General features: G+C 40.3%; 24 protein-coding genes. 7 read left to right on the forward strand and 17 right to left on the reverse strand.

The annotated features are described in order from the left end of the window. The first annotated feature begins 179 nt into the window (after positions 1 to 179). The gene (gene topA, locus C1E24_RS15420; RefSeq protein ID WP_138482957.1) at positions 180 to 2,825 is read left to right on the forward strand and encodes a type I DNA topoisomerase; all 2,646 of its coding nucleotides are present in this window, start codon (positions 180 to 182) and stop codon (positions 2,823 to 2,825) included. A gap of 442 nt (positions 2,826 to 3,267) precedes the next feature. On the opposite strand, the gene C1E24_RS15425 is transcribed toward topA, so the two are convergent. Genes C1E24_RS15425 through C1E24_RS15435 form a run of 3 tightly spaced genes read right to left on the reverse strand, consistent with a single transcriptional unit; the run spans position 3,268 to position 5,746 of the window. Then, positions 3,268 to 4,533: a hypothetical protein gene (locus C1E24_RS15425; protein WP_138482959.1), complete on the reverse strand. Its 1,266-nt coding sequence runs from the start codon at positions 4,531 to 4,533 to the stop codon at positions 3,268 to 3,270. Then, positions 4,530 to 5,369, reverse strand: coding sequence for an ABC transporter ATP-binding protein (locus C1E24_RS15430; RefSeq protein WP_138482961.1), 840 nt, complete (start codon positions 5,367 to 5,369; stop codon positions 4,530 to 4,532). The genes C1E24_RS15425 and C1E24_RS15430 overlap by 4 nt, the downstream gene beginning before the upstream one ends. A 2-nt stretch (positions 5,370 to 5,371) precedes the next feature. Continuing rightward, positions 5,372 to 5,746: a GntR family transcriptional regulator gene (locus tag C1E24_RS15435; RefSeq protein ID WP_138482962.1), complete on the reverse strand. Its 375-nt coding sequence runs from the start codon at positions 5,744 to 5,746 to the stop codon at positions 5,372 to 5,374. A 92-nt stretch (positions 5,747 to 5,838) separates the two neighbouring features. Here C1E24_RS15435 and C1E24_RS15440 point away from each other — a divergent pair, with 92 nt between their 5' ends. From C1E24_RS15440 to C1E24_RS15455, 4 genes are all read left to right on the forward strand, one after another. After that, entirely contained in the window at positions 5,839 to 7,359 is a 1,521-nt protein-coding gene (locus tag C1E24_RS15440) for an alpha/beta fold hydrolase (RefSeq protein ID WP_431188332.1), read from the forward strand. A gap of 3 nt (positions 7,360 to 7,362) precedes the next feature. Beyond that, positions 7,363 to 8,097: an ABC transporter ATP-binding protein gene (locus tag C1E24_RS15445; protein WP_138482964.1), complete on the forward strand. Its 735-nt coding sequence runs from the start codon at positions 7,363 to 7,365 to the stop codon at positions 8,095 to 8,097. Beyond that, positions 8,094 to 9,230 carry an ABC transporter permease gene (locus tag C1E24_RS15450; protein WP_138482965.1) on the forward strand — a complete coding sequence of 379 codons (1,137 nt, stop codon included), beginning with the start codon at positions 8,094 to 8,096 and terminating at the stop codon, positions 9,228 to 9,230. Before C1E24_RS15445 ends, C1E24_RS15450 begins: the two co-directional genes overlap by 4 nt. 156 nt (positions 9,231 to 9,386) lie before the next feature. Further along, positions 9,387 to 10,151: a class II glutamine amidotransferase gene (locus C1E24_RS15455; protein ID WP_138482967.1), complete on the forward strand. Its 765-nt coding sequence runs from the start codon at positions 9,387 to 9,389 to the stop codon at positions 10,149 to 10,151. 69 nt (positions 10,152 to 10,220) lie between these two features. On the opposite strand, the gene C1E24_RS15460 is transcribed toward C1E24_RS15455, so the two are convergent. The 5 genes from C1E24_RS15460 to cmoA all read right to left on the reverse strand — a co-directional run bounded on the left by C1E24_RS15460 (position 10,221) and on the right by cmoA (position 14,495). Continuing rightward, positions 10,221 to 10,973 (reverse strand): DUF3108 domain-containing protein, encoded by a 753-nt coding sequence (locus tag C1E24_RS15460; RefSeq protein WP_138482969.1) that lies wholly within the window; start codon positions 10,971 to 10,973, stop codon positions 10,221 to 10,223. Then, a complete protein-coding gene (gene purN, locus C1E24_RS15465; protein WP_138482970.1) occupies positions 10,918 to 11,565 on the reverse strand; it encodes a phosphoribosylglycinamide formyltransferase in 648 nt (215 codons plus the stop codon). Before purN ends, C1E24_RS15460 begins: the two co-directional genes overlap by 56 nt. After that, positions 11,565 to 12,617, reverse strand: a complete 1,053-nt coding sequence (gene purM / locus C1E24_RS15470) for a phosphoribosylformylglycinamidine cyclo-ligase (RefSeq protein ID WP_138482972.1) — start codon at positions 12,615 to 12,617, stop codon at positions 11,565 to 11,567. Before purM ends, purN begins: the two co-directional genes overlap by 1 nt. Positions 12,618 to 12,790: 173 nt before the next feature. Beyond that, complete coding sequence (gene cmoB / locus C1E24_RS15475) at positions 12,791 to 13,759, reverse strand: tRNA 5-methoxyuridine(34)/uridine 5-oxyacetic acid(34) synthase CmoB (protein WP_138482974.1); 969 nt, start codon at positions 13,757 to 13,759, stop codon at positions 12,791 to 12,793. A 10-nt stretch (positions 13,760 to 13,769) separates the two neighbouring features. Continuing rightward, entirely contained in the window at positions 13,770 to 14,495 is a 726-nt protein-coding gene (cmoA, locus tag C1E24_RS15480; protein WP_138482976.1) for a carboxy-S-adenosyl-L-methionine synthase CmoA, read from the reverse strand. 589 nt (positions 14,496 to 15,084) lie between these two features. Between cmoA and C1E24_RS15485 the strand changes: the two genes are divergently transcribed. Continuing rightward, positions 15,085 to 15,798: a DUF3334 family protein gene (locus C1E24_RS15485; RefSeq protein WP_138482978.1), complete on the forward strand. Its 714-nt coding sequence runs from the start codon at positions 15,085 to 15,087 to the stop codon at positions 15,796 to 15,798. A gap of 49 nt (positions 15,799 to 15,847) precedes the next feature. Here the strand turns inward: C1E24_RS15485 and C1E24_RS15490 are convergent, their stop codons facing one another. Next, a complete protein-coding gene (locus C1E24_RS15490; RefSeq protein WP_138482980.1) occupies positions 15,848 to 16,357 on the reverse strand; it encodes a M48 metallopeptidase family protein in 510 nt (169 codons plus the stop codon). Positions 16,358 to 16,388: 31 nt separating this feature from the next. Further along, complete coding sequence (locus C1E24_RS15495) at positions 16,389 to 17,237, reverse strand: DUF72 domain-containing protein (protein WP_138483048.1); 849 nt, start codon at positions 17,235 to 17,237, stop codon at positions 16,389 to 16,391. Between the two features lie 188 nt (positions 17,238 to 17,425). Here C1E24_RS15495 and aspS point away from each other — a divergent pair, with 188 nt between their 5' ends. After that, the gene (gene aspS / locus C1E24_RS15500) at positions 17,426 to 19,207 is read left to right on the forward strand and encodes an aspartate--tRNA ligase (protein WP_138482982.1); all 1,782 of its coding nucleotides are present in this window, start codon (positions 17,426 to 17,428) and stop codon (positions 19,205 to 19,207) included. Between the two features lie 213 nt (positions 19,208 to 19,420). On the opposite strand, the gene ttcA is transcribed toward aspS, so the two are convergent. The 7 genes from ttcA to C1E24_RS15535 form a co-directional block, all read right to left on the reverse strand. Continuing rightward, entirely contained in the window at positions 19,421 to 20,332 is a 912-nt protein-coding gene (ttcA, locus tag C1E24_RS15505) for a tRNA 2-thiocytidine(32) synthetase TtcA (protein WP_138482984.1), read from the reverse strand. Positions 20,333 to 20,424: 92 nt separating this feature from the next. Further along, positions 20,425 to 21,348 carry a universal stress protein UspE gene (gene uspE / locus C1E24_RS15510; RefSeq protein ID WP_138482986.1) on the reverse strand — a complete coding sequence of 308 codons (924 nt, stop codon included), beginning with the start codon at positions 21,346 to 21,348 and terminating at the stop codon, positions 20,425 to 20,427. Between the two features lie 90 nt (positions 21,349 to 21,438). After that, the gene (locus C1E24_RS15515; RefSeq protein WP_138482988.1) at positions 21,439 to 22,173 is read right to left on the reverse strand and encodes an FNR family transcription factor; all 735 of its coding nucleotides are present in this window, start codon (positions 22,171 to 22,173) and stop codon (positions 21,439 to 21,441) included. Between the two features lie 34 nt (positions 22,174 to 22,207). Then, entirely contained in the window at positions 22,208 to 22,879 is a 672-nt protein-coding gene (locus C1E24_RS15520) for a sulfite exporter TauE/SafE family protein (RefSeq protein WP_138482990.1), read from the reverse strand. Next, entirely contained in the window at positions 22,866 to 23,042 is a 177-nt protein-coding gene (gene ccoS, locus C1E24_RS15525; protein ID WP_138482992.1) for a cbb3-type cytochrome oxidase assembly protein CcoS, read from the reverse strand. The genes C1E24_RS15520 and ccoS overlap by 14 nt, the downstream gene beginning before the upstream one ends. After that, positions 23,039 to 25,414 (reverse strand): heavy metal translocating P-type ATPase, encoded by a 2,376-nt coding sequence (locus C1E24_RS15530; RefSeq protein WP_138482994.1) that lies wholly within the window; start codon positions 25,412 to 25,414, stop codon positions 23,039 to 23,041. Before C1E24_RS15530 ends, ccoS begins: the two co-directional genes overlap by 4 nt. A gap of 6 nt (positions 25,415 to 25,420) precedes the next feature. Continuing rightward, positions 25,421 to 25,924 (reverse strand): FixH family protein, encoded by a 504-nt coding sequence (locus C1E24_RS15535; RefSeq protein ID WP_058029589.1) that lies wholly within the window; start codon positions 25,922 to 25,924, stop codon positions 25,421 to 25,423. Positions 25,925 to 26,027 lie beyond the last annotated feature (103 nt).

The raw sequence follows: 26,027 nt of genomic DNA on the forward strand, positions 1-26,027 counted from the left end.
TGCGCAGCTTAGTTATTGCTTGATACATTTTTGCTTAAAATTGCAACAAAAACTGTGTAATTAATCATTAATCAGCTAAAACTTTGTATTAAAAGCTTGTAACAATAGGTGTTTGTAGATATACCTATAAATATTCACGCCCGATGGGCATACACCAAGATGAGTCAGAATAGGCAGCTATGGGCAAATCGTTAGTAATTGTAGAGTCACCTGCAAAGGCGAAAACAATTAATAAATACTTAGGCAAAGACTACATTGTTAAATCAAGTGTAGGTCATGTGCGCGACCTTCCGACCTCAGGTGCAGGCAAAACAAAAGGGGTTGCGACCAAGTCTCCGGCAGAAGTAAGAAAAATGTCGCCGGAAGAAAAAGCCATATATAAAAAGAACAAAGATTACGCAAATCTAGTCGCTCGTATGGGTATCGACCCTGAAAAAGGGTGGGAGCCACATTACGAAGTACTTCCAGGCAAAGAAAAAGTCGTACAAGAACTTAAAAAACTCGCTGAAAATGCTGAACACATCTATCTCGCAACCGATTTGGATAGAGAGGGAGAGGCAATTGCTTGGCACCTTGAAGAAATCATCGGTGGTGAGCCAGAGAAGTATAAGCGCGTTGTTTTCAACGAAATCACCAAAAATGCGATTCAGCAAGCATTCGAAGCGCCAGGTCAATTAAATACTGATATGGTTTACGCGCAACAGGCGCGCCGTTTCTTGGACCGTGTTGTTGGTTTCATGGTTTCACCTTTATTATGGCAGAAAGTCGCTCGTGGTTTGTCTGCGGGCCGAGTACAGTCAGTTGCAGTAAGACTTCTGGTAGAACGTGAACGTGAAATCAAAGCGTTTATTCCAGAAGAGTATTGGGATATTCACGCTGATACAAAAACCAAAGCTGAAGATGTGCGCTTTGCAGTGACTAAGTTCCAAGGCCAAGCGTTTAAGCCAGTAAACGAAGCTCAAGCTATGGCGGCCGTTAATACCATCGAGTCTTCTTCATTAAGCGTTGTTAAAGTAGAAGAAAAGCCAAGCAAGAGTAAACCAAGCGCGCCATTCATCACATCGACGATGCAGCAGGCTGCGAGTACGCGTTTAGGTTATGGTGTTAAGAAGACCATGATGTTGGCTCAGCGTCTTTATGAAGCGGGTTACATTACGTATATGCGTACTGACTCAACCAACCTTTCGAATGATGCGGTTGCAATGTGTCGTGACTATATTACTGACAACTTTGGTAATAAGTACTTACCAGAGAACCCGATTAAATACAGTGCAAAAGGCAATGCGCAGGAAGCGCACGAAGCAATTCGCCCATCTGATGTAAATGTATTGTCAGGTCATGTAGAAGGCGTTGATGCTGATGCTAAAAAGCTATACGAGCTTATTTGGCGTCAATTCGTAGCGTGTCAAATGACGCCAGCAGAATATGACTTAACAACCATTACGGTAGGTGCGGGTGATTACACGCTAAAAGCCCGTGGTCGAGTACTACGCTTTGATGGTTGGACTAAAGTACAGCCTTCAGTTCGTAAGAAAAACGAAGAAGATCAATCACTACCAGCGGTAGCGGTGGGCGATAATGTTGACCTAGTGGCTTTAGACCCTAAGCAGCACTTTACTAAGCCACCTGCACGTTTCTCAGAAGCAAGTTTAGTAAAAGAGCTTGAAAAGCGTGGTATCGGTCGTCCTTCAACATACGCAGCAATTATTTCAACCATTCAAGATCGTGGTTATGTACGCGTTGAAAACCGTCGTTTCTTCGCTGAAAAAATGGGTGAAATCGTTACTGATAGACTAGTTGAGAACTTCGATGACTTAATGAACTTCGACTTCACTGCGAAGATGGAAGGACGTTTAGATGACATCGCTGAAGGCGAGCGTATCTGGACTCAGGTACTTGATAAATTCTACGCTGATTTCAAAGAGCAGTTAGAAGTTGCTGGTGGTGACGAAGAAAATGGCGGTATGCGTCAGAACGTCATGGTTGAGACGGATATTGATTGTCCGACCTGTAATCGCAAAATGGGTATTCGCACGGCTTCTACAGGGGTTTTCTTAGGCTGTACAGGTTATAATTTACCGCCGAAAGAGCGTTGTACGACAACGATGAACCTAGTTTCTGGTGATGAAGCGGTTGCTGCCGATGTTGAAGATGTAGAAACCGAAACATTGATGCAGATGAAACGTTGCCCGATTTGTGAAACAGCGATGGATTCATACCTAATTGATGAAACCCGTAAGCTTCACGTCTGTGGTAATAACCCAGGTTGTAGCGGTTATATCGTTGAACAAGGCACGTTTAAGATCAAAGGCTATGACGGTCCTGTTATTGACTGTGATAAATGTGGTTCAGAGATGCAGCTTAAATCTGGTCGATTTGGCAAGTATTTCGGTTGTACCAACGAAGACTGTAAAAACACGCGTAAACTTCTTAAAAGCGGTGAGCCAGCGCCACCGAAAGAAGATCCCGTTCATTTACCAGAACTACCTTGTGAAAAGTCTGAAGCGTATTTTGTATTACGTGATGGTGCCTCGGGTATCTTCTTAGCGGCACACACATTCCCTAAATCTAGGGAGACACGTGCGCCTAAAGTTGCAGAGCTAAAACAGTTCAGAGATAGAATTTCACCTAAGTTCTATTACCTTGCTGATGCACCTGAAAAAGATTCAGAAGGCAATTTAGCCGTTGTTCGCTACTCGCGTAAAACCAAGACTCAGTATGTAATGACAGAAGTGGAAGGCAAAGCGACAGGCTGGAAAGCAACGTATGAAAACGGTAAATGGGTTGAAGAAGATAAGCCAAAAAAGAAAAAGGCTGCTAAATAATATTCTTTAGCTTTTAATCGTAAAAACCCGAGCTCAGCTCGGGTTTTTTTATATTCATTGTTACGTCATCTTATAGTAATCCATTTAATTAATTGATCTATTTTGAGGAAAGGAAAACATGTCGATAATGCAGCTCTCTCATCCAGCTATCCCTGCGGCACCTAATGCCATGCAGGCAAGGAAGGTTGGTTATTCTAAATAAGAAATTTGCAACGAAACTAGCATCTGTTTAAGTCCTTCAAAGTGATTGAGTATTAATATTAAGTGGTAACAAGAAAATTTATATGTAGTGTTAGAGTCGAAGATTTGAGTAAGGAATGATAGTTTAACTTCTATATCAACACTCTAAAATTGGATGGGTTTAAATAGCTTCTAGATATGAATCTTGCTCCGAACCGTTGAGTAAGCGGTTATATAAACCGCTTACTCATAAAAATATAGACTAGAGGTTGGTATATAGCTGTTTAGATGAATTTCGATTTGCAAAACAGGCAACGATAAAATAGCAGCAAGCTAAACCAAGACTCCCTGTTGAGACCTCTTCTGTTTCAACTACAACACCAGTAATTGCCAGCACAAAACCCAATGTAAAGACCAGAGCAATACTAAAGAAAGCGGTCTTTTTACAATAGTTACCCACTGAAAAACATAAGAGTACGCCAGCTGTATTGACCAATGCATAAGCAGCAGTTAATCTGAAATTCGGTTCATCGAATCTGAGAAACTCTATGGTTCCAGCCAGTGACAAAGAGCAAGCAAGTATACAAAGCGCATATTTTTCACATGCTTTTGCATAGGCTGTTTTCGCTTCATTGACACTGCTATAAATCGGTAAAGTGATCAATGTTCCCCATGCTTGTTGCCTCTGTATTCTTGTCCATAAGATCATAAAAGCAAGAATGCACACAAGATTAGAAAATATAAACAAGCTAGGTCTGCCCGCTACATAAAAGTAATTTAAGGTAAGTAAGGCAACAAATATTATTAGCACGAGTACCGTGTATTGTATGAGCGAGCGGCCCATAAAATAGCTCAATGGGAAAAAGAATTTATTTAATCCTTGTCCATATCCCTTTAAAAAACCTTTAGGGATAGGAGACCAACCAGACTGAAGTGCGTGTTTATAATCAACGAGCGCTTGAGCTTGCCATTTGAACGCTGTACCAAAGTGTTTTCTAAACAGCACTAAACTAATGTTTAAGATCACAGCTAAAGCGGCCAGCCAAGTAGGTACTTCTTTGAAAACAATAGTAAACCCGATAATTGCAAAGAAAAAATAGGCACTTGAGTTAAACATTTTGCTAGTAACTCGGCACTTTAAATAAAACAAAGTGCCTATCAAAACTGAGACACTTAGCAATTTAAGTACGTCATATTGTTCAAAAATAATGGCACTTGTGATCAAAATCACATGTGGTGCAACAATAATGATGTTGCCTTGTTTGACTATGTGCTCAGTGTAACCTGGTACCAAACTATGCCACTCTGTGGCTTGCAGGCGAATGCTTTGCCAAGAGACTGAAGCGAAAGCACAAATACTGGTAAAACAGATTGTAAATGGCAGCGCCTCGGTTACCCCTTTCGCCATAACAAGAACACTGATAATGACAAAAATAAACATGGGTAGCAGGTAGTTTAAGCTGCCGCACTCTTTGAACCAATAGGCATAAAATCCTTTATGCCAAGTGCGGTTTAGCGTATTACTCATGCGTGTAACTCCACAAATAATTGCTCAAGAGATAATGATGAAACGTGATTTACACCAGCAATATCTTGCTGCTTGTAGCCAGAGATAATTGCTGCGTTATTCTGTGTGTTAAGAATGTCAAAGTCACTTAAATTAACCGCCGTTTCGTTGGAGAAACTGACTTTTCGCACAGAGGTTTTAAGTTCATCTAACTCGTTAAAAAGTTTGATTTCACCGTCTTTAACAAGTGCAACATGGGTCGCGACTCGTTCAATATCTGAAGTGATATGTGTTGAGAAGATCACACCAGAGCCTGACTCTAGGGATAGATCAAAAAGGTCCAGCATAAACTCTCGACGGGCGATGGGATCTAAGCTGGCCACAGGTTCATCTAAAATAAGAAGTTTTGGTCGGTATGCCATAGCCATGATTAAAGCAAGTGCTTGGCGTTGGCCAATTGATAGGTTTTCAACCATATCATCAGGATTTAATTCAAAACGTTTTAGCCAATCTAGCTCGAGTGTATTATCCCACTCGCTATAAAAACTTGAGTGTAAATCTAACGCTTCTCTAATCGAAAAACCTTCATATCCAAAAGCTTGTTGGGGCACATAACCAACTTGTGACTTTAATTCTGTATTTAATTGAGTCGGGTTTTCCCCGAGTGTAAATACTTCGCCCGTATCTACCTCAATGAGGCCAAGGGCACTGCGCAAAAGGGTTGTTTTACCGGCGCCATTTTTGCCAAGCAAACCCACAACCATACCAGGCTCTATGGTTAAATCGATGTTTTTTAACACCATGTTTTGATTAAATATCTTATGAACGTTTTTATATTCTAAAAGGGCGGTTGTCATTATTATTGCTCCCATCTTTGTGAGATTATCTCATTTAGTTCGTTCACGGTTACACCAAGCTGTTTTGCTTGCTGTATTAGTTGATCTACCCCTTCATAAAGAAGCGTTTGACCTTGTTCTGATGATTGAGGTTGCTGCTCTGCAACTCGTGTAGGTTGGCCTCTTCGCCTTTCTAACCAACCTTGATCTACAAGCATGCCAATAGCCCGTGACACTGTCATCGGGTTCACGGTGAAATATTCTGCAATTTTTCTAACGGATGGCAACTCTTCTCCAGCTTGTATTTGGCCACCAACAATTAAACGAACGATTTGCTCGTGTAACTGCTTATAAATTGGATCACCACTACTGGGGTTGACATTAATAAATTCTAGCATTAATCTGAACTCACTGTATTAATACAATAATACACCAATACACTAAGTTAAAAGTATCATAGTGTGTGTAAAAAGCAACAAGGAACTCAATGATGAGCAGAAGTAACATGACAAAAACAGGTCTTTTTAAATTAGCGGCTCTGCCGTTAATGATGGGGCTTTCATCTTCAGCTATTGCAGAGCAAGATAACAAAGTAAAACCAGAACTTACTCCATGTTATGCAAAGGGTTTAGATGACAGATTATTATGCGGCAGCATTAAGCAGCCAGTTTCAGATAATCCAGCGGATGGTGAAATAGATATTCATTTTACAATCATTCCTGCAATCAAGCCAAGTAAACCTGATGAAGCCGTACTTGGTTTTGCTGGTGGTCCAGGTCAATCAGCCACAGAGTTAGCGGCTATTTTTGATAGAAATCTTCGCTTTGCACGTGAATCTAGAGATATATTATTAGTTGATCAACGTGGCACAGGTAAATCCAATAAGCTTCAATGTGAAGGTGTAGATTTAATCTCACAATTTGAGTTAAATGATTTAACCGAAGACATGGATACCTTCGCAAAAGAAGAAACACTAAAGTGTAAAGACGATCTTAATACCGACCTAACACATTATTCTACTGTAGCAGCGGCAAAAGACTTTGATGCAGTAAGAGAAGCGTTAGGATATAAAGGCCTTCATCTATACGGCGTGTCATATGGTACGCGTATAGCGCAAGAATATACTCGTCAATTCCCGGGTTCTGTGATCACCAGCACACTCGATGGGGTTGTGCCTATGCAGCAAAGTTTAACAGCAATAGGTAAAGCGATTGATGACTCAATGAATGCTTTATTTGATAGATGTGAAGCAGATGCAAATTGCTCAAAAAATTACCCAAATCTGAAAGAGAACTTTTATAAGTTACTTGAACAATTAGATGAACAAGCGATTGAAACAACTGTTCGTCATCCAAGAACCCACAAAAAGATAAACTTAGTACTGACTAAAATGAAGGTATTTAGCACAGTCCGTATGGCCTTATACAGTCACACCACGCGTGCATTAGTACCTGTAGCAATTAGTGAAGCCTTGAATGGTGATTATTCACCGATTGTAGGTCTACTTTCTTCGACAGATATGATGGATAGTATGGCGATGGGTATGCACAGTGCAGTAGTCTGCTCTGAAGATTGGCCGAGTTTAACCGATGCATCTCGTTCAGATCATGGCGAATCTTATCTGGGACGAATGATGATTGAAGGCTTTGATATCGCATGTCCTATTTGGGATGCTAAACCGGTAGATAAATCTTTCTATGAACCAGTTAAAACAGATATTCCTACGCTTTTATTATCAGGTGGTTTAGATCCTGCTACGCCTGCAAGTTGGGCTGAAATGGCAATGGTAGAAATGAGTAACGCAAAACACTTGATTGCTGAGAGTGCAACGCATGGTGTGGTATCACAAACCTGTGCTGCGAGTATTGTAGGTAAATTTATTGATTCGAATGGGACTGAAGAATTAGACGCGACTTGTTTAGAAAAAGACAATCGCAAACAGTTTTTTATGAACTTAAATGGTGTTGCATTGCAAGCAGACAATGATTCTGAATCGAATGAAAAGGAGTAAAAAATGATTTCTGTAAATAACTTAGAAAAGAAAATCGGTTCAGTAAAAGCCATGAATAACCTGAGCTTTACTGCGAAAAATGGCAAAATCACAGGTTTGTTGGGACCAAATGGTGCAGGTAAAACCACCTGTTTACGTACTGTATTTGGTTTATTAAAAGCTGATAGTGGCAATGCAGAGATTGATGGCATTGATGTCGCAAAAGAGCCAATGGCTGCAAAACAAAAACTGGGTTTGTTTCCAGATCCATGTGGTTTATACGAGCGTTTGACACCGCGCGAGTACATTCAATTCTATGCTGAACTTAGTGGCATGGAGACGGGTGCTGCAAAAGCTGCAACCCAAGATGTTTTAAGTAAATTAAAAATGGACGACATTGCTGACAGACGTTGCCAAGGCTTTTCACAAGGTCAGCATATGAAAACGGCGCTGGCGCAAGCAATCGTGCATAAGCCGACAAACATTATACTTGATGAGCCTACTCGAGGTCTTGATGTAATGAGCACGCGTATTCTTCGCGAGTTACTATTGATGCTGAAAGAGCAGGGACACTGCGTGCTGTTCTCAAGCCATGTAATGCAAGAAGTGGCAGCACTGTGTGATCATGTTGTGGTGATGGCAAAAGGGCAAGTTGTGGCAGAAGGCTCGCCAGCTGAATTATGCGAGCGAACTGGCAAAGAAAGCCTAGAAGAAGCGTTTATTGAATTAATCGGTAGTGATGAAGGAATTGCAGCATGATGAAGTTACTGTCAGTTTTATTTAAAAAAGAAGTATTGGATGCAAGCCGTGACAAGCGTTCGGTAATGGCAGGTTTGTATTATGCCATTGGTACACCAATCCTTATGTGTTTACTATTTTCAGTGATGTTAAAGCAATTAGCCTCACCAGAAGATTTAAAAATTACCATTAAAAACGCAGAACAAGCTCCTAATCTAGTTCAATATCTTGAAAGTAAAGAAATTGTGCATGGTACTGGCGACGATGTTAAAGATATCGTGTTAGAGGTTAGCGATGATTTTGCTGTAAAGATGTCTGAAGGCCGACCTGCAACGGTTACTGTGATAGCCGATAAGTCTAATGAGAAGTTACGCAATTCAATCTCTCGTTTAGAACGCTCACTCGCACGCTATAACTCTGAGGTTGCGAGTTTACGTTTATTGGCAAGAGGTGTTGATCCAACTCTTATGAGAGCCGTTGATGTACAAGTGCATGATCAAGCAACACCTGATTCTAAAGGCGGTATGTTCTTAGGTATCGCGACGCTATCTATCGTACTGACTCTGTTTTATGCAGCAATGAACCTAGCCATTGATACCAGTGCTGGTGAGCGTGAGCGCAATTCAATTGCATTATTACTAAGCCACCCAATTAGCACATTACAAATCGTCTTGGCGAAGTCAGGTGCAATAGCAACATTCTCAATGTTAGGTTTGGCTCTTATCTTAGTGGTATCAAAGTTTGCCTATGGCATGGTGCCTTGGGAACAGCTTGGCTTTAGTGTTAACTTAAGCATTGAATTTATGTTGTTCTGTTTTGTGATTGGTTTACCAATTGCGTTGATGTCAGCAAGTTTACAAGTATTTGTGTCTTTCATGGCTAAGTCGTTCAAAGAAGCGCAAACCTATGTAACCATGGTTTTATTTGTACCTATGGGTCTTAGCATGGTAACTACCTATGATATCGCGACAGACGTTGTACAGTGGCTACCAATCGCGGCACAACAATACGCCATGATTGAATTTATCAAAGGTAATGATATTCCTGTCGCACAACTGGCTTTATCAACATTGGTCACTTTAGGGCTATTCGGTGTGTTTAGTTACCTAAGCAGCCGCATGCTGAAAAGTGAAAAAGTGGTATTCGGTTTATAGTCAATTAAAAATTCTCCCAACCAGCCCCGTGTTTTACGGGGCTTTTTTATAAGCTCGATTAATTGGTTATATAAAGCTTAATTTTCCTAGTGTTAACCCTTTTCGAATACTGTCATAATATGATTGGTTTCAATTTTGTTTTTATGGATTTTGTGAATGTGTGAACTTCTTGGCATGTCAGCCAATGTGCCTACGGACATTTGTTTTAGTTTTTCTGGCCTTTTAGAGCGCGGTGGTAATACCGGACCTCACAAAGACGGTTGGGGTATTACATTTTACGAGGGTAAAGGTTGCCGTACATTTAAAGATCCAGAGCCAAGTTGTACATCTGAAATTGCGAAACTAGTCAAAGCTTACCCAATTAAAAGTGTTTCGGTAATTAGCCATATTCGTCAGGGCAATCGTGGTCGCACGTGTTTAGAGAATACACATCCGTTCACGCGAGAGCTTTGGGGTCGCGAAATCACCTATGCACACAATGGCCAACTTTCAAATTACCAAGATTTAAAATCAGAATTTTATAAGCCTGTTGGTAATACCGATAGTGAGCTGGCGTTTTGTTGGATCTTAGACAAAATCCGTGAAAAGTATCCAAAGCGACCTTCTAATATGGCTTCTGTGTTTCGCTATGCTGCAAAGCTTGCTAACGAATTAAGAGAGAAGGGCGTCTTCAACATGCTACTGACAGATGGTGTGTTTGTTTTGGCATTCTGTACAAATAATTTGCATTGGATCACCCGAAGAGCACCATTTGGTAAAGCGACTTTAATTGATGCAGATATGGTTGTTGATTTTCAACAAGAGACGACACCAAACGATGTGGTTACTGTGATTGCAACTCGGCCACTGACTAATGATGAACAATGGCAAAAGATGGAGCCTGGCGAATTTGCGTTGTTTAAGTTAGGTGAAATAATCTAGCATTTTACAGTGCCAAAAAAGCAAAAAGCCAAGCGACTGCTTGGCTTTTTGTTATCTCTGCGAGTAATTCTATTTGTCATACTGTTTTAGCTGGACTTGGAATTGTTCGATTCCTTCTTTACCCTTATACATTTTTACAAGTAAGTAATCATATTCTGGGGCAAACCAAGCTGTTGCTTGTCTTTTGTTATTATCATATAGACGCTTAACTCTGATTGTTTCAACATTACCAATAGGCAGTGTGATGGTTTCTTTTCCATCAACTTCAAAATCATAATTACGCTGATTGCCATTTTTATCTATGATCGGATAACTAAATGAAGTTTTTCCGGCTTTTAAATCTTGTCGCAATTGAAATTGATAAGTGAGTAAATCTTTTTGATCTGCTTTCCAATCAACTTTTAGCGGATGTTTCTTTTTGCTTGAAAAGATTTGCTTCTTATTCTGATCAAATACAAGATTGTACTGCTTGTCTGGACCAGTACCTGTTCGTGACATTGCATATTCAAGAGGAATAGCTTGATTGTTGCTTATTTTGAATTTCGCGCGTTCATTTCTCTCATCAGAGAAAATCATCCACTCAATATCACTCTGATAAGTCAGTATATAAGTATTGTCAGCGCTTTTTGTTAATTCACGAAGTGCGCTGCCTTGAACTGAACCTTTACGGCTAACTTCATATTCTGCGCGATAGGGAGTAATCGTATCGGCAAAAACCGATGTTGAGAAAATAGCGCTTAGTGCAATAAACCAAGCGCTAATATTTTTATTCTGTGAAGTGCGCGCCTTGCGGTGGAAGGGGTTGATTGTCAAAAACGGCATAGTCTGCTTCCATTGTTAGTCTCTGTTCGCTGAACCATTGGACCGCCAAAGGATAGATTATATGTTCTTGTTCGTGAACCCGCTGGGCAAGTGACTCTGCCGTATCATCTGCTAAAATTGGTACTTTAGCTTGTAAAACAACAGGTCCACCGTCTAATTCTTCTGTTACAAAGTGGACACTTACGCCATGCACGTCGTCTTTTGCATCTATTGCTCTTTGGTGGGTATTCAGCCCTTGATACTTAGGCAACAAAGAAGGATGAATGTTCAACATTTTTCCTTTAAATTTTTGCACTAAGCTAGGAGTAAGAATACGCATAAATCCAGCTAATACAACTAGATCTGGGTTAAAAGAGTCAATTAATTGTGCAAGTTGTGCATCATAGTCTTCGCGTGATGCGAAATCTTTGTGGCTAAGAACACAGGTTTCAATGCCTGCGTTCTCTGCGCGTGTTAGGCCGAAAACTTCGGCCTTATTGCTGATAACAGACACAACATCACCACTGATTTGCTTACTTTGGCAAGCATCCATAATGGCTTGTAGGTTTGACCCACTGCCTGAAATCAATACAACAATACGCGATGCTGACATTACTCAGCACCACCAATGATTTCTACTTGTTCTTCACCTGCTGCTGCAGTTTGAATTTCACCAATGTGCCACGCGTCTTCACCTTGTGCTTTTAAGATCTCAAGGCTCTGCTCAAGTTTGTCTGCAGGAACCACTAAAACCATACCAACACCACAGTTGAATGTGCGGTACATTTCGTGTGTTTCAATGTTACCGTTCTCTTGTAGCCAGTTGAACACTGCAGGCCATTGCCAGCTATCACCTTTAACAACTGCTTTTGCAGATTCAGGTAATACGCGAGGAATGTTTTCCCAGAAACCACCACCAGTGATATGAGAAAGCGCATGTACATCAACGTCTTTTAATAGCTCTAGGATAGACTTAACGTAGATACGCGTAGGTTCCATTAGGTGCTCGCCTAATGTTTTGCCTTCGAATTCTGAATTAGTATCTGCGCCTGATACTTCTAGCACTTTACGAATAAGCGAGTAACCGTTTGAGTGAGGGCCGCTTGAAGCAAGTGCGATAAGTTGGTCGCCAGCTGCTACTTTAGTACCGTCGATGATTTTTGATTTCTCTACAACACCAGTACAGAAGCCTGCCATGTCATAATCATCACCTTCGTACATACCTGGCATTTCAGCAGTTTCACCACCGATAAGCGCACAGCCAGAAAGCTCACAACCTTTACCAATGCCAGTTACTACGTCAGCAGCAACGTCAACGTCTAGTTTGCCTGTTGCATAGTAGTCAAGGAAAAATAGTGGTTCAGCACCTTGAACGATAAGGTCATTTACACACATTGCAACTAGGTCGATACCTACTGTGTCGTGCTTTTTAAGATCGATAGCAAGGCGAAGTTTTGTACCAACACCATCTGTGCCAGCAACTAATACAGGCTCTTTATAACCAGTTGGAAGTTCGCATAGTGCACCAAAACCACCGATGCCACCCATTACTTCTGGGCGACGCGTTTTTTTCACTACGCCTTTAATGCGCTCAACTAGTGCGTTACCCGCATCAATATCAACGCCAGCGTCTTTGTAGCTAAGAGACTGTTTATTCTCGCTCACAGGTTTTCCTCAAATTTGCTAATAGGGGTTGCTTAGAAACGCGCGTATTTTACAACAATTGCTTAGGAGGGGCTAGTTGAATCTAAGTGGTAAGGACAGATATCCTTCATAAATGAAATACGCAGCTAATTATGCTGCGTATTTTTAAAACAATATGTACTTAATATTGAATACTAAGCTTCGGCGATAATTATTGCGCGAAGTGGGGCAGGGTAGCCTTCGATGGTTTTAGTTGGGTCGTTGGGGTCAAGGAAATCAGCCAAAGATTCTGTCTCCATCCACTCAGTACGTCTTTGCTCATCTAATGATGTTATGTCTTCATTCACAACTCGAATATTTTTAAAACCGACGCGCTCAAGCCATAAAGTTAATGCTGCTGTGCTTGGAATAAACCAAACGTTACGCATTTTCGCATAGCGATCTGTAGGTACTAGTACAGTATGCACATCGCCTTCAACTACCAGTGTTTCTAATACGAGTTCGCCGCCTTTGCGTAATTGGGCTTTCAGCTGCGCCAAAAAATCAATCGGAGAGCGTCTGTGGTATAAAACACCCATGGAAAAAACCGTATCAAAGGCCTTTAGTTCAGGTAGTTGCTCAACTCCCAGCGGTAAAAGGTGTACGTTTTCATCTTGATTGAAATGTTTGATTGCTTGGAATTGCGATAAAAATAAGTCTGATGGGTCAATGCCAACAACAAATTCAGCTCCCGCACCTTTCATTCGCCATAAATGATAACCTGAGCCACAGCCGATATCTAAGACAGTACGTCCGTGAAGTGGACTGATGTGCTCAACTAAACGTTCCCATTTCCAATCACTGCGCCACTCAGTATCAATGTGAATGCCATGGATATGAAAAGGGCCTTTGCGCCACGGCATCATGCGCTTTAGTAAGTGTGTCAGTTGTTTTGTGTGGCCTTCAGATAGCTCTGTTTCTAAACCAAACTCCACTTTATCTGTGATATTAATATGCTGCGTGTTTGATTCTGGTAGGTTCTTAAGGACCTTTTCCCACTTTGGCCAATCACCATGTTGGGCTTCTTTTTGCCAATGTGTTAATTGCGCCGGAAGTGTATCTAACCAGTGACTAAGTGGCCCTTTAGCAATGGCCGCATAAAAATCTGTAAACCAAGTATTCATTTTAATTCCGTTATTTAATCGCAACCATTGAGCAGAAGTTGAAGCATTGATACCAAACCTGAGTTTGACTGAAGCCAATATCAGATAAGCGCGTCAAATGAGTGCTCAATAAATCTGTGCGCATCACATTTTCGATAGCTGTACGTTTTTGACTTATTTCTAATTCTGAATAGCCGTTATGACGCTTAAAGTCGTGGTGCAAGTCAATGAGTAAATTATCAGCCTGTTCATTTTCTCCACGAAATTTCTCGCTGAGAAGAAGCACACCACCAGGCTTAAGGCTGTTGTATATCTTCTCTAGTAATGCTCTGCGCTGCTCAGGTGGAATAAACTGTAAGGTAAAGTTCATAGCAACAACGCTGGCATTTTCAAGGTTAACATCATTGATATCGGCTAAGTTTACTTCAACAGGCACGTCAGATTTAAAGCCTTTTAGATGAAGTTTGCAGCGCTCGACCATAGGTTCAGAGTTATCAATGGCGATAATAGTACAATTTTCTTTTTCGATATTGCGACGCATGCTCAAAGTAACGGCACCCAAAGAGCAACCTAAATCGTATAAATTAGAATTACTTTGTGCAAACTGACCTGCAAGTTTGCCCATGGTGCTGACGATTGTTGCATAACCTGGCACGGAGCGTTGGATCATGTCAGGAAAAACTTCGACGACATTGGCATCGAAAGTAAAGTCTTTCACTTCAATTTGATTGGCGTAAATGCTGTCTTTGCCAGTCACTGTGTATCTCTCTTTAAAAATAATATGGGTATTTTAGCATTTTTGAAAAATTAGTCAGGGGTTAATTGTGTTAGAGGAAACAGGTTAAAAAATTGAAATATTTTATTAAAAATTTGCTTAAAATGTCGATGTGATCAATTATTAATCCACAGTAGTGGACTATTCTCTAGTCATGTAATTCGATGCAAGGAACTCAGCATGTGGTTTTTAAAACTATGCGATTTTTTTCATAAATTTCGATCTATTTACATAGCTCTTTGGCTTTTAATTATAATTACAATTGTAGGCAGTACTTATTATTCAATCGCATTAGATAAAACTGAAAGTATTGGTGTTATGGTGGTTTGTTTGTTGATGACGTGGCCACTTGCGAAAATCTCACGACTAAACAAGACAAGATATAAATAAACGCTAACGGAATTTCAGATATGGTGGGTTCAGTCACTGTTTAATAGTTTCAGAGCCAAAGCTAGCTTAATAATTGTTCTATTAGTGTAACGAATGGCTTTATTCGCTACATTTCTGTTGTAAGTTATTAACTTGTCACATATCTTATCTGTAAGTTCGGTTAGGTAAGAAAGAGAAAAAAATGGCGAGAAACAAAGTGATTAGCACAGAAGATATTTTATCAACCCTGTGCCACTCGGTGACCGAAGTTTTATCCTCAGCAAGTGGCAATCAAATTTCATATTCAGCAATGGTACAAAAAATAACGCGTACTTGTATGCGGCCTGATATTGGTTGTTTTGTATTGTTTGACGGTGGTTTCACAGGACTGGTTGTGATGAATTTCACGCAACAATCTGCGATGGAAATTTATCAAGATTACATGCGAAATATGGGTATGCCGGAAGATGAAATAGCGCAGAGTCATTTGTCGGATGACGTATCAAACGTATTAGGTGAGTTAATGAACCAAATGGTTGGTGATTTCACTGGCAAGGTTCGTGAACAGCTGCACACATCTATAACGCAGAATCAGCCGAAGATGATGGCGATTAACAAGCAGGTGCAAATTTCTGTTGATACAACGATGGACCGCCCTCAGGCGCGTCGTGTAACATTTACGACGCAAAATCAAAATATCTTCTATCTTGAACTAGCGATGGATAAGACTGAGTTTATTAAACTGCATGATTTCGACATTGCTGAATCTGTTGACCCCGATTCAATTATTGAAAATCAAGCCAAAGCTAATAAAGCTAATAAAGCTAAGCAAGATGCTTCAAAAGCAAAAGCTGCAGCAAATAATGATGTAAGCGATGATGCTGACGATGATTTCATGGCTGAGTTAGGTTTGTAAGAAGTTAAAGTTTAAACAGAAAAGCAGGCGCGGCCTGCTTTTTTTGTGCTTAGTAAAAACTGAGTTGCTCTTGCTGCAGTACTAAAAATAACCTCAACTCTAGTTCAAGCTGATGATATTCAGGTTCCATATGGCAACAGAGGTTATAAAAACTTTTATTGTGCTCTTTTTCTTTGAAGTGCGCTAATTCATGTACAACTAAAGCTTTTAAGAGTGGTTCAGGTGCTAAACGAAGTTGCTCAGCAATGGCGATTTCATGTTTGGCTTTTAATTTACCACCATGCTGTTGTCGCTTAAAGGTATGTGTGCCCAGTGCATTTTTTACTAAATCTTTCTGCTTCTTATACTGTACCTGTTGCAACTTAGGGGCATTCTTTAAATATCGTTGCTTGAGTTCATTGGTGAATTCAAAAAGTAATTTATCGTTTTTCATAGCATGACCGACAGGATATTTGTTTTTGAAAAACGAAAGTAGCTTATTATTACTGATAAGCATATTAACTTGCGTTTGAATATTTTCTGGGTAATGACTGAAATAGTGTGTATAAGGGTGAGACACTGGTTGCTCTCTATTCTAATTTGATTCAATTCTAAAACAATGAGTTTTGCTTTGCTTCTTTTTCAGCAGGAAATGGCAAACTGACATTATGCCCTAAACCTAAATCAGCAATAAACTGTCTTGCTAAAAGTGGTGCGTCATAGTTATCGGCAGTATGGAAAAACACATAGGGGGTTTTGCCTTCTTCAAGCCATAAACGAATTTTATTTAACCAAGGTTTATAAAAAGCTCTATTGTCTTCAAGGTTTGATGTGCCGACATACCTAACTATCGGTGCATTGCTGGTGGCTATGACATGAAGAGGTACTTTAGGCTTTTTAGCTTGAGCATCAATGATGGCTTCTGTGTTTGGTATTTCACTAAAAAGAGGGCGTGTATCCATCATGATGCGGTTGTAATTATGTTTCATTAAGAATTGGTTATAATTGCGTTCATTATCGCCTTTGTCAAAAAAGCCTAAATGTCTTACTTCAACGCCAAGATTAAGCTGCTCTGGTAATAAAGCACAGAATTTTTCAATACGGTGCAAATATTCGGGGGAACATGATTTGGGAAGCTGTAGCATTACTTGCCCGATTTTAGGAAAAAGTGGGCTAAACAAATCAAGCCAAACTTTTAAGTCATCTTGGCAGTATTGTAACGCCATGTCATGGCTAAAGCGTCTCGGTATCTTAAAGGTAAATTTAAAATCCTCGGGCACTGCCTGATACCATTTATTTATGGTGTCAGGTTTGGGGTCTGCATAAAAACTGGTGTTACCTTCAACTGTGTTAAAAATTTGGGCATATTCTGAGAGCATATTACTTGGCGCACAGTTAGACGAAAAAAAACGACCTTTCCAGTGAGAGCTACTCCATTGTGGACAACCTAAATAAAGCATATTTTTAAATAAATGACTTAATATGAGCACAAGAGTGTAGCAAATAGGTGCATTAGTTGGAAAATTTACAAACTATTGCGAAAGCTCGGCACTTCAAGGATGACATTAACGGCGATTTTTATATAATTGGAGCAATTTTTTCATTAAACGAAGTTCAGCACTAAGCTTGCTGAACAAACAGGAATGCTATGCGCTCTATATACTGCGGAAATTTAAACAGCAGCCATGTTGGTCAAGAAGTAGAACTATGTGGTTGGATCAACAAACGTCGTGACTTAGGTGGTCTAATTTTCATCGACTTACGTGACCGTGAAGGGTTAGTTCAGGTGGTGTTTGATCCTGAAGTTGAAGGTCTGATGGATGTGGCGAATACGTTACGTCAAGAGTTCTGTGTAAAAGTAACGGGTACTGTACGTGCGCGTCCTGAAAGCCAAATTAACAAAGATATGGCAACAGGTGAAGTTGAAATTTTAGGCACTGGTTTAACGGTAATTAACCGCTCTGAGCCATTACCATTAGACTTTAACCAGCAAAACTCTGAAGAGCGTCGTTTAAAGTATCGCTATTTAGATCTTCGTCGCCTTGAAATGTCTGACAGAATTAAGCTTCGTGCCAAAGCAAGCAGTTTTGTGCGTCGTTTCTTAGACACAAATGACTTCTTAGACATCGAAACGCCAGTGCTTACTAAAGCAACGCCAGAAGGGGCGCGTGACTATTTAGTACCGAGTCGTGTGCATAAAGGTAGTTTTTATGCGTTACCTCAGTCTCCTCAGCTGTTCAAACAATTATTGATGATGTCTGGTTTCGACCGATACTACCAAATCGTAAAGTGTTTCCGTGATGAAGATTTACGTGCTGACCGCCAGCCTGAATTTACACAAATTGATTTAGAAACGTCATTCATGACGTCTGATCAAGTTCGAGAAGTAACAGAGCGTTTAATTCGTGAAATGTGGCTAGAGCTTCTTGAGGTAGATTTAGGTACTTTCCCAACAATGCCTTACAGCGAAGCGATGAGCCGTTTTGGTTCAGACAAGCCAGACCTACGTAACCCGTTAGAGCTTGTTGATGTGGCTGACATTGTTAAAGATGTAGAGTTCAAAGTATTAGCTGCACCTGCAAACGATGAAAAAGGTCGTGTAGCAGTATTAACTGTACCAGGCGGTGCAAAACTATCTCGTAAGCAAATTGATGAATACACAAAGTTTGTAGGTATCTACGGTGCGAAAGGTCTAGCTTGGATGAAAGTTAATGACCGTGATGCAGGTGTTGAAGGCGTTCAATCTCCAATTGCTAAATTCTTAAATGAAGAAGTCATTAATTCACTGCTTGAGCGCACAAATGCACAAACGGGTGACATCATCCTATTTGGTGCTGATAAGCGCAATGTTGTAAACGAAGCGATGGGCGCGTTACGTCTGAAAGTGGGTTTAGACCTTGAACTTACAGACCTAAATAAATGGGCACCATTATGGGTTGTAGACTTCCCGATGTTCGAAGAAGACGATGAAGGCAACCTACATGCAGTACACCACCCATTTACTGCGCCAAAAGATATCTCTGCAGCAGAACTTGAAGCTAACCCAGCGGCGGCTATCAGCGATGCATACGACATGGTACTGAATGGCTATGAAGTAGGTGGCGGTTCTGTTCGTATTCACAATAACGATATGCAACAAGCTGCATTCCGCATTCTAGGTATTGAAGAGCAAGAACAAGAAGATAAGTTTGGCTTCTTACTTGACGCACTTAAGTACGGTACACCACCACATGCAGGTCTTGCATTCGGTCTTGACCGTTTAGTTATGTTGCTTTGCGGAACAGATAACATTCGTGACGTGATTGCATTCCCGAAAACAACGCAGGCATCTTGTTTAATGACAAATGCACCAAGTGTTGCAAACCCAGATGCATTAACTGAACTTGCAATTTCAGTTGAAAAGGCACAAGAAGAACAAAACGACGCTTAATCGTTGTTTTAAGTCAAGAGAGCGGCCAATTGGTCGCTTTTTTTGTACCTGAGATTTTTGAACAGGCTTAAAACTCAATTTAGACTAATTCGTCTAACAAATTCTTTAAGTTATGAGTTTAGATGAGAAGTAATTACGTGAAGAGTTGTAGCTGTGATTTATGATTTGTGACGTATAAAGCCGCTAAGTGAATTAGCGGCTTTACTAAAAAGCTTAAACCAACTCGATTGGTTGGATTTTTACTGAGTTTTCTTCTTCTTCCTGTTCCATTGCTGGCTCTTTAAACTCAGGTTTATCAAGGGCAATATCACCGCCGTCAATCACTTCACCTGTTTGGAGGTTTTTAAAATCAAACAACTCACCATCTGCTAAATGCGAGGGGACGACGTTTTGCATTGAAGTGAAGATACTTTCAATACGACCTGGGTTTGATTTATTCCACTCATGTAACATGGCTTTAACGTGTTTGCGCTGAAGGTTTTCTTGAGAGCCACACAAGTTACAAGGAATAATCGGGAACGCTTGTGCTGTCGCGTACTGCTCAATATCAGCTTCTTTACAGTAAGCTAGAGGGCGGATCACCATATGCTGGCCGTCATCACTCATGAGCTTAGCTGGCATGCCTTTTAACTTACCGCCGTAGAACATGTTTAAAAACATGGTTTCGATCATGTCATCGCGGTGATGACCAAGAGCAATTTTAGTCGCGCCCATTTCTTTTGCTGTACGGTACAAAATACCGCGGCGAAGACGTGAGCACAGTGAGCAAGTTGTTTTACCCTCAGGGATCTTATCTTTTACTATGCTATAAGTGTCTTCTTCAACGATCTTATATTCAATGCCTAGACCATCTAAATACTCAGGCAGTATGTGTTCTGGAAAGCCGGGCTGCTTTTGATCAAGGTTGATCGCAAACACGTCAAATTTAATAGGGGCAACGCGTTGAAGGTGCTGAAGAACATCTAATAGGGTGTAGCTATCTTTACCGCCAGAAAGGCAAACCATGATACGATCGCCTTCTTCGATCATGTTGAAATCACCAATAGCTTGACCAGCTAATCGACGCAGACGCTTTTGAAGTTTATTCAGGTTATAAGCGGTTTTGGCTTCTTTTGAGTGAGACACTCGGCCCCCTATTTAAATGACGGAAAAAATAAGGGCGCATTATACCCAAACCACCTTAAAATGCACGTCTAAGCTGGTTTGGTGAAGTATAATTAATCTTCTAAGGGGCTTTTATATCCATCAGGTTTGAGTGCTAAAACATCACAATCTAAACTATCGATTACATGTTCTGCAGTATTCCCGACTAAAGCTGCACTTAGACCAGTTCTGCCAACAGTACCAATCACAACTAGTTCTGATTTAAACTCTTTCGCGACATATGGAATTACATCTTCAGGCAAACCTTCTTTGATAACGCATTGACCGCGTTCTAAAGAAAACTTTTCAGCCAAAGCATAAGTTTCATCTTCATGATGTTTTTTTACAGCCTCATTATATTGTGATGGATTAAATTCGGGGATCTCAATAGCAATATTCACAGGTGTAGCAGGGTACGTGTTTACAATACTTAGCTTCGCATCAGCAATATTACAAATGAACTTAGCATCACTAATAATTCGATCGTTAAGCGCTTGATGCTGTTCATTATCAGAAGCGGCATTCACGGCAGCCAGTACATGCCCTTGTTCTGGCCAAGCATGATCTTTAACAAGTAAAACTGGAGTGGGGCATTTACGAATAAGATGCCAGTCTGTGGGCGTAAAAATAACAGACTTTAAGGTGTCATGCTGGTGGGTACTTTTTACGACTAAGTCGAAATCACTGTTAATAACAGTTTTTATAATGGCCTCGAAAGGACGGTTATGCCAAACGACTTTTTTGCTTATATCTATATCTAAAAATGAAGCGGTTAGTTCATCTAGCCATGCTTCTCTGTCTTTGATCACAGCATCACGCATGGCATCACGCTCTTCTTTTGAAAGCATGGTAGTCATTTCATAGGAAAAGTCATAAATAGAAAGAAAAGCGGTGATCTTGGCGCCAGTTTTTTGGGCTAAACTGACAGAGCGTTGTAAACTATGTTGTTGTTCTTTGGTTGGGTCTACAACCGCTAATATATGCTTAATTTGGTCCATGGAGTTCACCTTTTTGGCTAAATTGTACACGTTTAGTGTAACGCATCTAGCCAAAGGTGAAAGTATAAACGTTGTAAATGTTGTAGTAGATCAACAACTAATTGCAGCAGTTCTAGCTAAACCTGGTATATCTAAAATGGTAATAAACTTACCTTCAACTTTAATGATCTCAGCCTTTTGGAAACGGCTTAGAAGGCGGCTGATGGTTTCAACCGTTAAGCCTAAGTAATTACCAATTTCACCACGAGTCATGGTGAATCTGAACTCTTTGCGTGAAAAACCTCGCTCACCGAAACGATTTGATAAGTTATAAATGAATGTCGCTAAGCGTTCTTCGGCAGTCTTTTTATTTAAAAGTAATAGCATTTCTTGATCATAATTGATCTCATTACTCATCAGACGCATGATTTGTTGACGCAGTTTTGGTAATTTTCCTGCTAATTCGTCAAGTGTATCGAAAGGAATTTCACAGACCATTGATGTTTCAAGTGCCTGTGCAAAGCTCTGGTGCTGCATTTTATTAATTGCATCAAAGCCTACTAAATCACCCGCTAAATGAAAGCCAGTAATTTGCTCATCACCTTGCTCAGAAAGCGTATAGGATTTAAACGAACCAGATCTTACTGCAAAAATTGAGTTTAACGCATTACCTGACTCAAAAAGAAAATCGCCTTTGTGAAGCGGTTTTTTACGCTCAATGATTTCATCTAGTTTGTCCATTTCGCTACCATTTAAAGAGAACGGTAAGCATAACTGACTGATACTGCAGTTGTTGCAACTGATAGTACAGTTACCTTTAGAACGGTTTTGATTGCTTAAATCCATAATAAATCCATTAAAATTAGACGCATGACATAGATTAATGTACTAATTTATCAGTTGCAATGATTAGTAGATAGAATCCATACCATACAAAAATACTGCCTAGCGCTAATCTTACCAGATTGTGATTTAAAAAGCGGCTAAGATGTTGGGCTGATTGCCCAATGGTTAACATAGCTGGTAAAGTACCCAAGGCGAACGCCATCATAATACTTGCGCCATGTAATGCTGACTTTGCTTGTAAAGTCCAAATTAAAGCTGAATACACCAAGCCACAGGGTAACCACCCCCATAACATGCCATAGCCAAATGCTTTTTTTAAACTATCCACGGGCAAGAAAAGTTTATTGAATTTGACGATATGTTGCCAGAGTAGGGTTTTACCCATGCTTTCAACAAATTTGAGTGTGTTAGCAAGGCGCATCACATAAAGCGCAAGCAAGATCATAAAGATCCCACTAAAAATTTTAACGCCTAGGGCGAAGTGGGTGTTTTGTTTAGCAAAACTCGCACCTAAGGTCGCGACTAGCATGCCGCCAATACAGTAACTTGTTAGACGACCAAAATTATAAGCTAAACTGACTTTGATAGCCGACAGGTTTTTACTTGCAAGCTGCAGACTTGAAGCAACTCCACCGCACATGACAATGCAGTGACCGCTACCAACTAGGCCCATAATAAATGCACTGAATAAACTAATCTCGTTCATTACTGCTTTTAGAATGCTTGTCTCTGTCGTCTTCGAATAAAATACTGTGACCTTGCTTATTAAGATCTGAAAACTGTTCGCTTCGTACAGCCCAGAAGAAAATGCCAATTGCGATGATCACAAACAGAATCGCAATTGGGATTAATATATAAATGATACTCATAGTTTTAATAACCTTAGAGAGTTACAAATCACTACAATCGAACTTGTTGTCATGCCTATTACAGCAATCCAAGGTGGAATTAATCCAAATGCAGCAAGCGGTAAGATTGAACCGTTATAACACAGTGAAATAGCGAGGTTTTGCTTAATTATACGACGAGTGGTAATTGCGACTTCTCTCAATGTGTTTATTGAGTTTAAATCACTTTTGAGTAACACGACATCAGCGGTACTTTTTGATATGTCAGCGCCTGTTTCCATAGCAACTGATAAATGCGCACTATTAAACACCGGACTGTCATTAACTCCATCGCCGATCATGGCCACTACTTCATTGTTTTTTGACCAAGACTCAACGGCTTTTTGTTTTTCTTCTGGAGAGCAGTTTGATTGGAAACTATCTAAATTCAGCAGTTTTGATAAGGTTTCACCGGCATTTGAGCTATCGCCGGTTAACATATGACAAGTTAAACTTGAGGCTTTAAGATCCTCGATAACACTAGATGCATTACTTCTGACTTTATCAGTGAGATAAAAATCAGCAATTGGTTGTTGATTGATAAATAAGGTAGCCTGAGCTTGGCTGTCTCTTACTCCAAACCAACCAGTTTTGCCGAGTGAAAGCTCGTCTGTACCAAGTTTAGCACTGATCCCTATACCAGGATGAACAGTCACGTCGTTAAGCTCGTGATATTCAGAAGCATGTTCTAAAAAGGCAGCGGCAATAGGGTGCTCAGAATATTTTTCTAAGCTAGCACTTAGGGCGAGCACTTTTTCTTCTGTGAATTCAGACGAAAACAGTGCTGTTTTTGCGATTGAAAACTTACCTTCGGTCAAAGTGCCTGTTTTATCGAATGCGACACGAGTTAATTTTGTCAGCGTTTCGAGCACATGGGCTTCTTTGATTAATATGCCTTTTTTGGTCAAGGTAGCAACAGCACAAGTTAAAGCGGTAGGAATAGCCAAACTAAGCGCGCAAGGACAAGTGGCAACAAGCACGGCGATTGTCACCCAGAAAGCTTGTTCAGGATCAATCTGATACCAGCCAATCGCAGTCATTGAAGCAAATACAAGCAAACACGCAACAAACCATTGGGCAACTTTATCAGTTACCTCAACCAATTTTGGTCTTTTGCTTAACGCATTATGCTGCAGGCGAATGATTTGGTTCAGCAGCGTATTTTGGCCAATTTTATTGATTTCGATTGTCATTAGACCATCGTGATTGACTGTACCCGCAAATACTTGGCTGTTTGCTTGTTTTTTAACAGGTAGATGCTCACCGGTCATCATAGACTCATCAACTGTACTGCTACCATCAATGACAATACCATCTGCAGCAATGGTCTCACCGGCCTTAATGAGTACTCTGTCATTTAATTTTAGATTACGAGCAGCGACAACGTCTTCAGTGCCATCGTCCAACAGTTTTCTGGCTGTTAAAGGTAATAGTTTTTGCAGGTTTGCAGTGAATTCAGAGGCTTTGAGCCTGGCTCTAAACTCAAGGTATTTGCCCAATAAGAGTAAAAAGGTAAACATACAAATGGATTCGAAGTAAACTTCTCCCACTTCCATGACTGTGGCGTAAGCACTGGCACCATAAGCACCAAATATAGCCAGTGAGACAGGTAGATCCATGTTTAACTGTTTAGCTCTTAGACCATTGACGGCATTGGTTAAAAAGGGGAGTGCAGAATAGAGGATCACAGGCGTCGCGAGAACAAGGCTGATCCATCTGAAATATTGCTCGAAATCCTCTTCCATGCCAGAAAACATGCCAAAGTACATCGCAAAAGCGAACATCATGACCTGCATTGTCATTAGGCCAGCAACACCTAGCCTTCTAATGTACGCTTTTGCAGTGGCTTGTTTTTGCGCGGCTTCATCATCAGCTTGAAAAGGGTAAGCTTTATAGCCTATTTCCATTAATGCTTTGATGATTTGACTGAGTAATATTTTGTCTTTATTCCATAAAATCATTGCTCGGTAAGTCGATGTGTTCACGTCAACGCGAGCAACGCCAGGCAGCGCTAAAAGTTGTTTTTCTATCAACCATGCACACGCTGCACAGCTGATCCCTTCAACACTTAATAACACCTCAGATAAGTCACCTTGATGCGTGACAAAGTCATCTTGAATTTCTTGATTATCATAGCTTTTTATAAAGTTGAGTTGCTCAGGGACTAAGGTTTCAACTTTTCCAGCACTATCTGTTCTAAACTTGTAATAGTCGGTCATACCTTGGTTAATAATGGTTTCAGCGACCGCTTTACAGCCTATACAACACACTGCTTCATTTTTTCCCTCAAACTCTATATGGTCGTCGAAACCGGCAGGGATTGGCTCTAAGCAATGAAAACAAGAATTAGACATAAAGATTTACTTCAGAGATTTATTGTATTCAGGTGATACTTCAAGTGTTTCAGTCGTTGGGATTAAAAGGTCTTCTTTCATTTTCCAACTGCCGTCCATAGGCTCAATAAATATGGTGTAAGCGCCTAATTGGATATCTTCAAGAATAGCGGTGAAACTACCGTTTGCATTGGCAAGGAGGTTAACTTCGAAATCATGTTTTTTGATTGTACGGTGATAAAAAGAGGCTTTCAGGGCTGTGACCTTACTGAAATCACCTTTGGTAAATTTAAATTCGACAAAATCACTTTCTACATTTAAATCACCATGAAGATATAAGGCTTTTGCTTTGTTGAATTTACTTAATTCAAGGTCAATTGCTTTACCTTTTTTATAATAATCATCTACCACCATATCTGGGCCATTACCAACCGCAAATACAACTAGACCAATACATGCAACGATGGTTGCAACAGGGAAGAACATTAAAAACCAAGGCCAAAAATGCTTATACCAAGGGGTAGGTTTCATAGTGTACTCATAGCTAAAAAACAGTGCTGATATAGTATCTTATTTACCTATAAAAACCTAAAAAAAAGCCTCCAAATGGAGGCTTTTTTGATCTCAAATAATC

The sequence above is a fragment of the Pseudoalteromonas phenolica genome, assembly GCF_005876835.1.
Lineage (GTDB): Bacteria > Pseudomonadota > Gammaproteobacteria > Enterobacterales > Alteromonadaceae > Pseudoalteromonas > Pseudoalteromonas phenolica_B.

Coding starts and splice junctions, on each gene's coding strand:
- topA (WP_138482957.1), top strand. CDS start 180: ATGGGCAAATCGTTAGTAATTGTAGAGTCACCTGCAAAGGCGAAAACA.
- C1E24_RS15425 (WP_138482959.1), bottom strand. CDS start 4,533: ATGAGTAATACGCTAAACCGCACTTGGCATAAAGGATTTTATGCCTAT.
- C1E24_RS15430 (WP_138482961.1), bottom strand. CDS start 5,369: ATGACAACCGCCCTTTTAGAATATAAAAACGTTCATAAGATATTTAAT.
- C1E24_RS15435 (WP_138482962.1), bottom strand. CDS start 5,746: ATGCTAGAATTTATTAATGTCAACCCCAGTAGTGGTGATCCAATTTAT.
- C1E24_RS15440 (WP_431188332.1), top strand. CDS start 5,839: ATGAGCAGAAGTAACATGACAAAAACAGGTCTTTTTAAATTAGCGGCT.
- C1E24_RS15445 (WP_138482964.1), top strand. CDS start 7,363: ATGATTTCTGTAAATAACTTAGAAAAGAAAATCGGTTCAGTAAAAGCC.
- C1E24_RS15450 (WP_138482965.1), top strand. CDS start 8,094: ATGATGAAGTTACTGTCAGTTTTATTTAAAAAAGAAGTATTGGATGCA.
- C1E24_RS15455 (WP_138482967.1), top strand. CDS start 9,387: ATGTGTGAACTTCTTGGCATGTCAGCCAATGTGCCTACGGACATTTGT.
- C1E24_RS15460 (WP_138482969.1), bottom strand. CDS start 10,973: ATGCCGTTTTTGACAATCAACCCCTTCCACCGCAAGGCGCGCACTTCA.
- purN (WP_138482970.1), bottom strand. CDS start 11,565: ATGTCAGCATCGCGTATTGTTGTATTGATTTCAGGCAGTGGGTCAAAC.
- cmoB (WP_138482974.1), bottom strand. CDS start 13,759: ATGAATACTTGGTTTACAGATTTTTATGCGGCCATTGCTAAAGGGCCA.
- C1E24_RS15485 (WP_138482978.1), top strand. CDS start 15,085: ATGGCGAGAAACAAAGTGATTAGCACAGAAGATATTTTATCAACCCTG.
- C1E24_RS15495 (WP_138483048.1), bottom strand. CDS start 17,237: ATGCTTTATTTAGGTTGTCCACAATGGAGTAGCTCTCACTGGAAAGGT.
- aspS (WP_138482982.1), top strand. CDS start 17,426: ATGCGCTCTATATACTGCGGAAATTTAAACAGCAGCCATGTTGGTCAA.
- uspE (WP_138482986.1), bottom strand. CDS start 21,348: ATGGACCAAATTAAGCATATATTAGCGGTTGTAGACCCAACCAAAGAA.
- C1E24_RS15515 (WP_138482988.1), bottom strand. CDS start 22,173: ATGGATTTAAGCAATCAAAACCGTTCTAAAGGTAACTGTACTATCAGT.
- C1E24_RS15520 (WP_138482990.1), bottom strand. CDS start 22,879: ATGAACGAGATTAGTTTATTCAGTGCATTTATTATGGGCCTAGTTGGT.
- ccoS (WP_138482992.1), bottom strand. CDS start 23,042: ATGAGTATCATTTATATATTAATCCCAATTGCGATTCTGTTTGTGATC.
- C1E24_RS15530 (WP_138482994.1), bottom strand. CDS start 25,414: ATGTCTAATTCTTGTTTTCATTGCTTAGAGCCAATCCCTGCCGGTTTC.
- C1E24_RS15535 (WP_058029589.1), bottom strand. CDS start 25,924: ATGAAACCTACCCCTTGGTATAAGCATTTTTGGCCTTGGTTTTTAATG.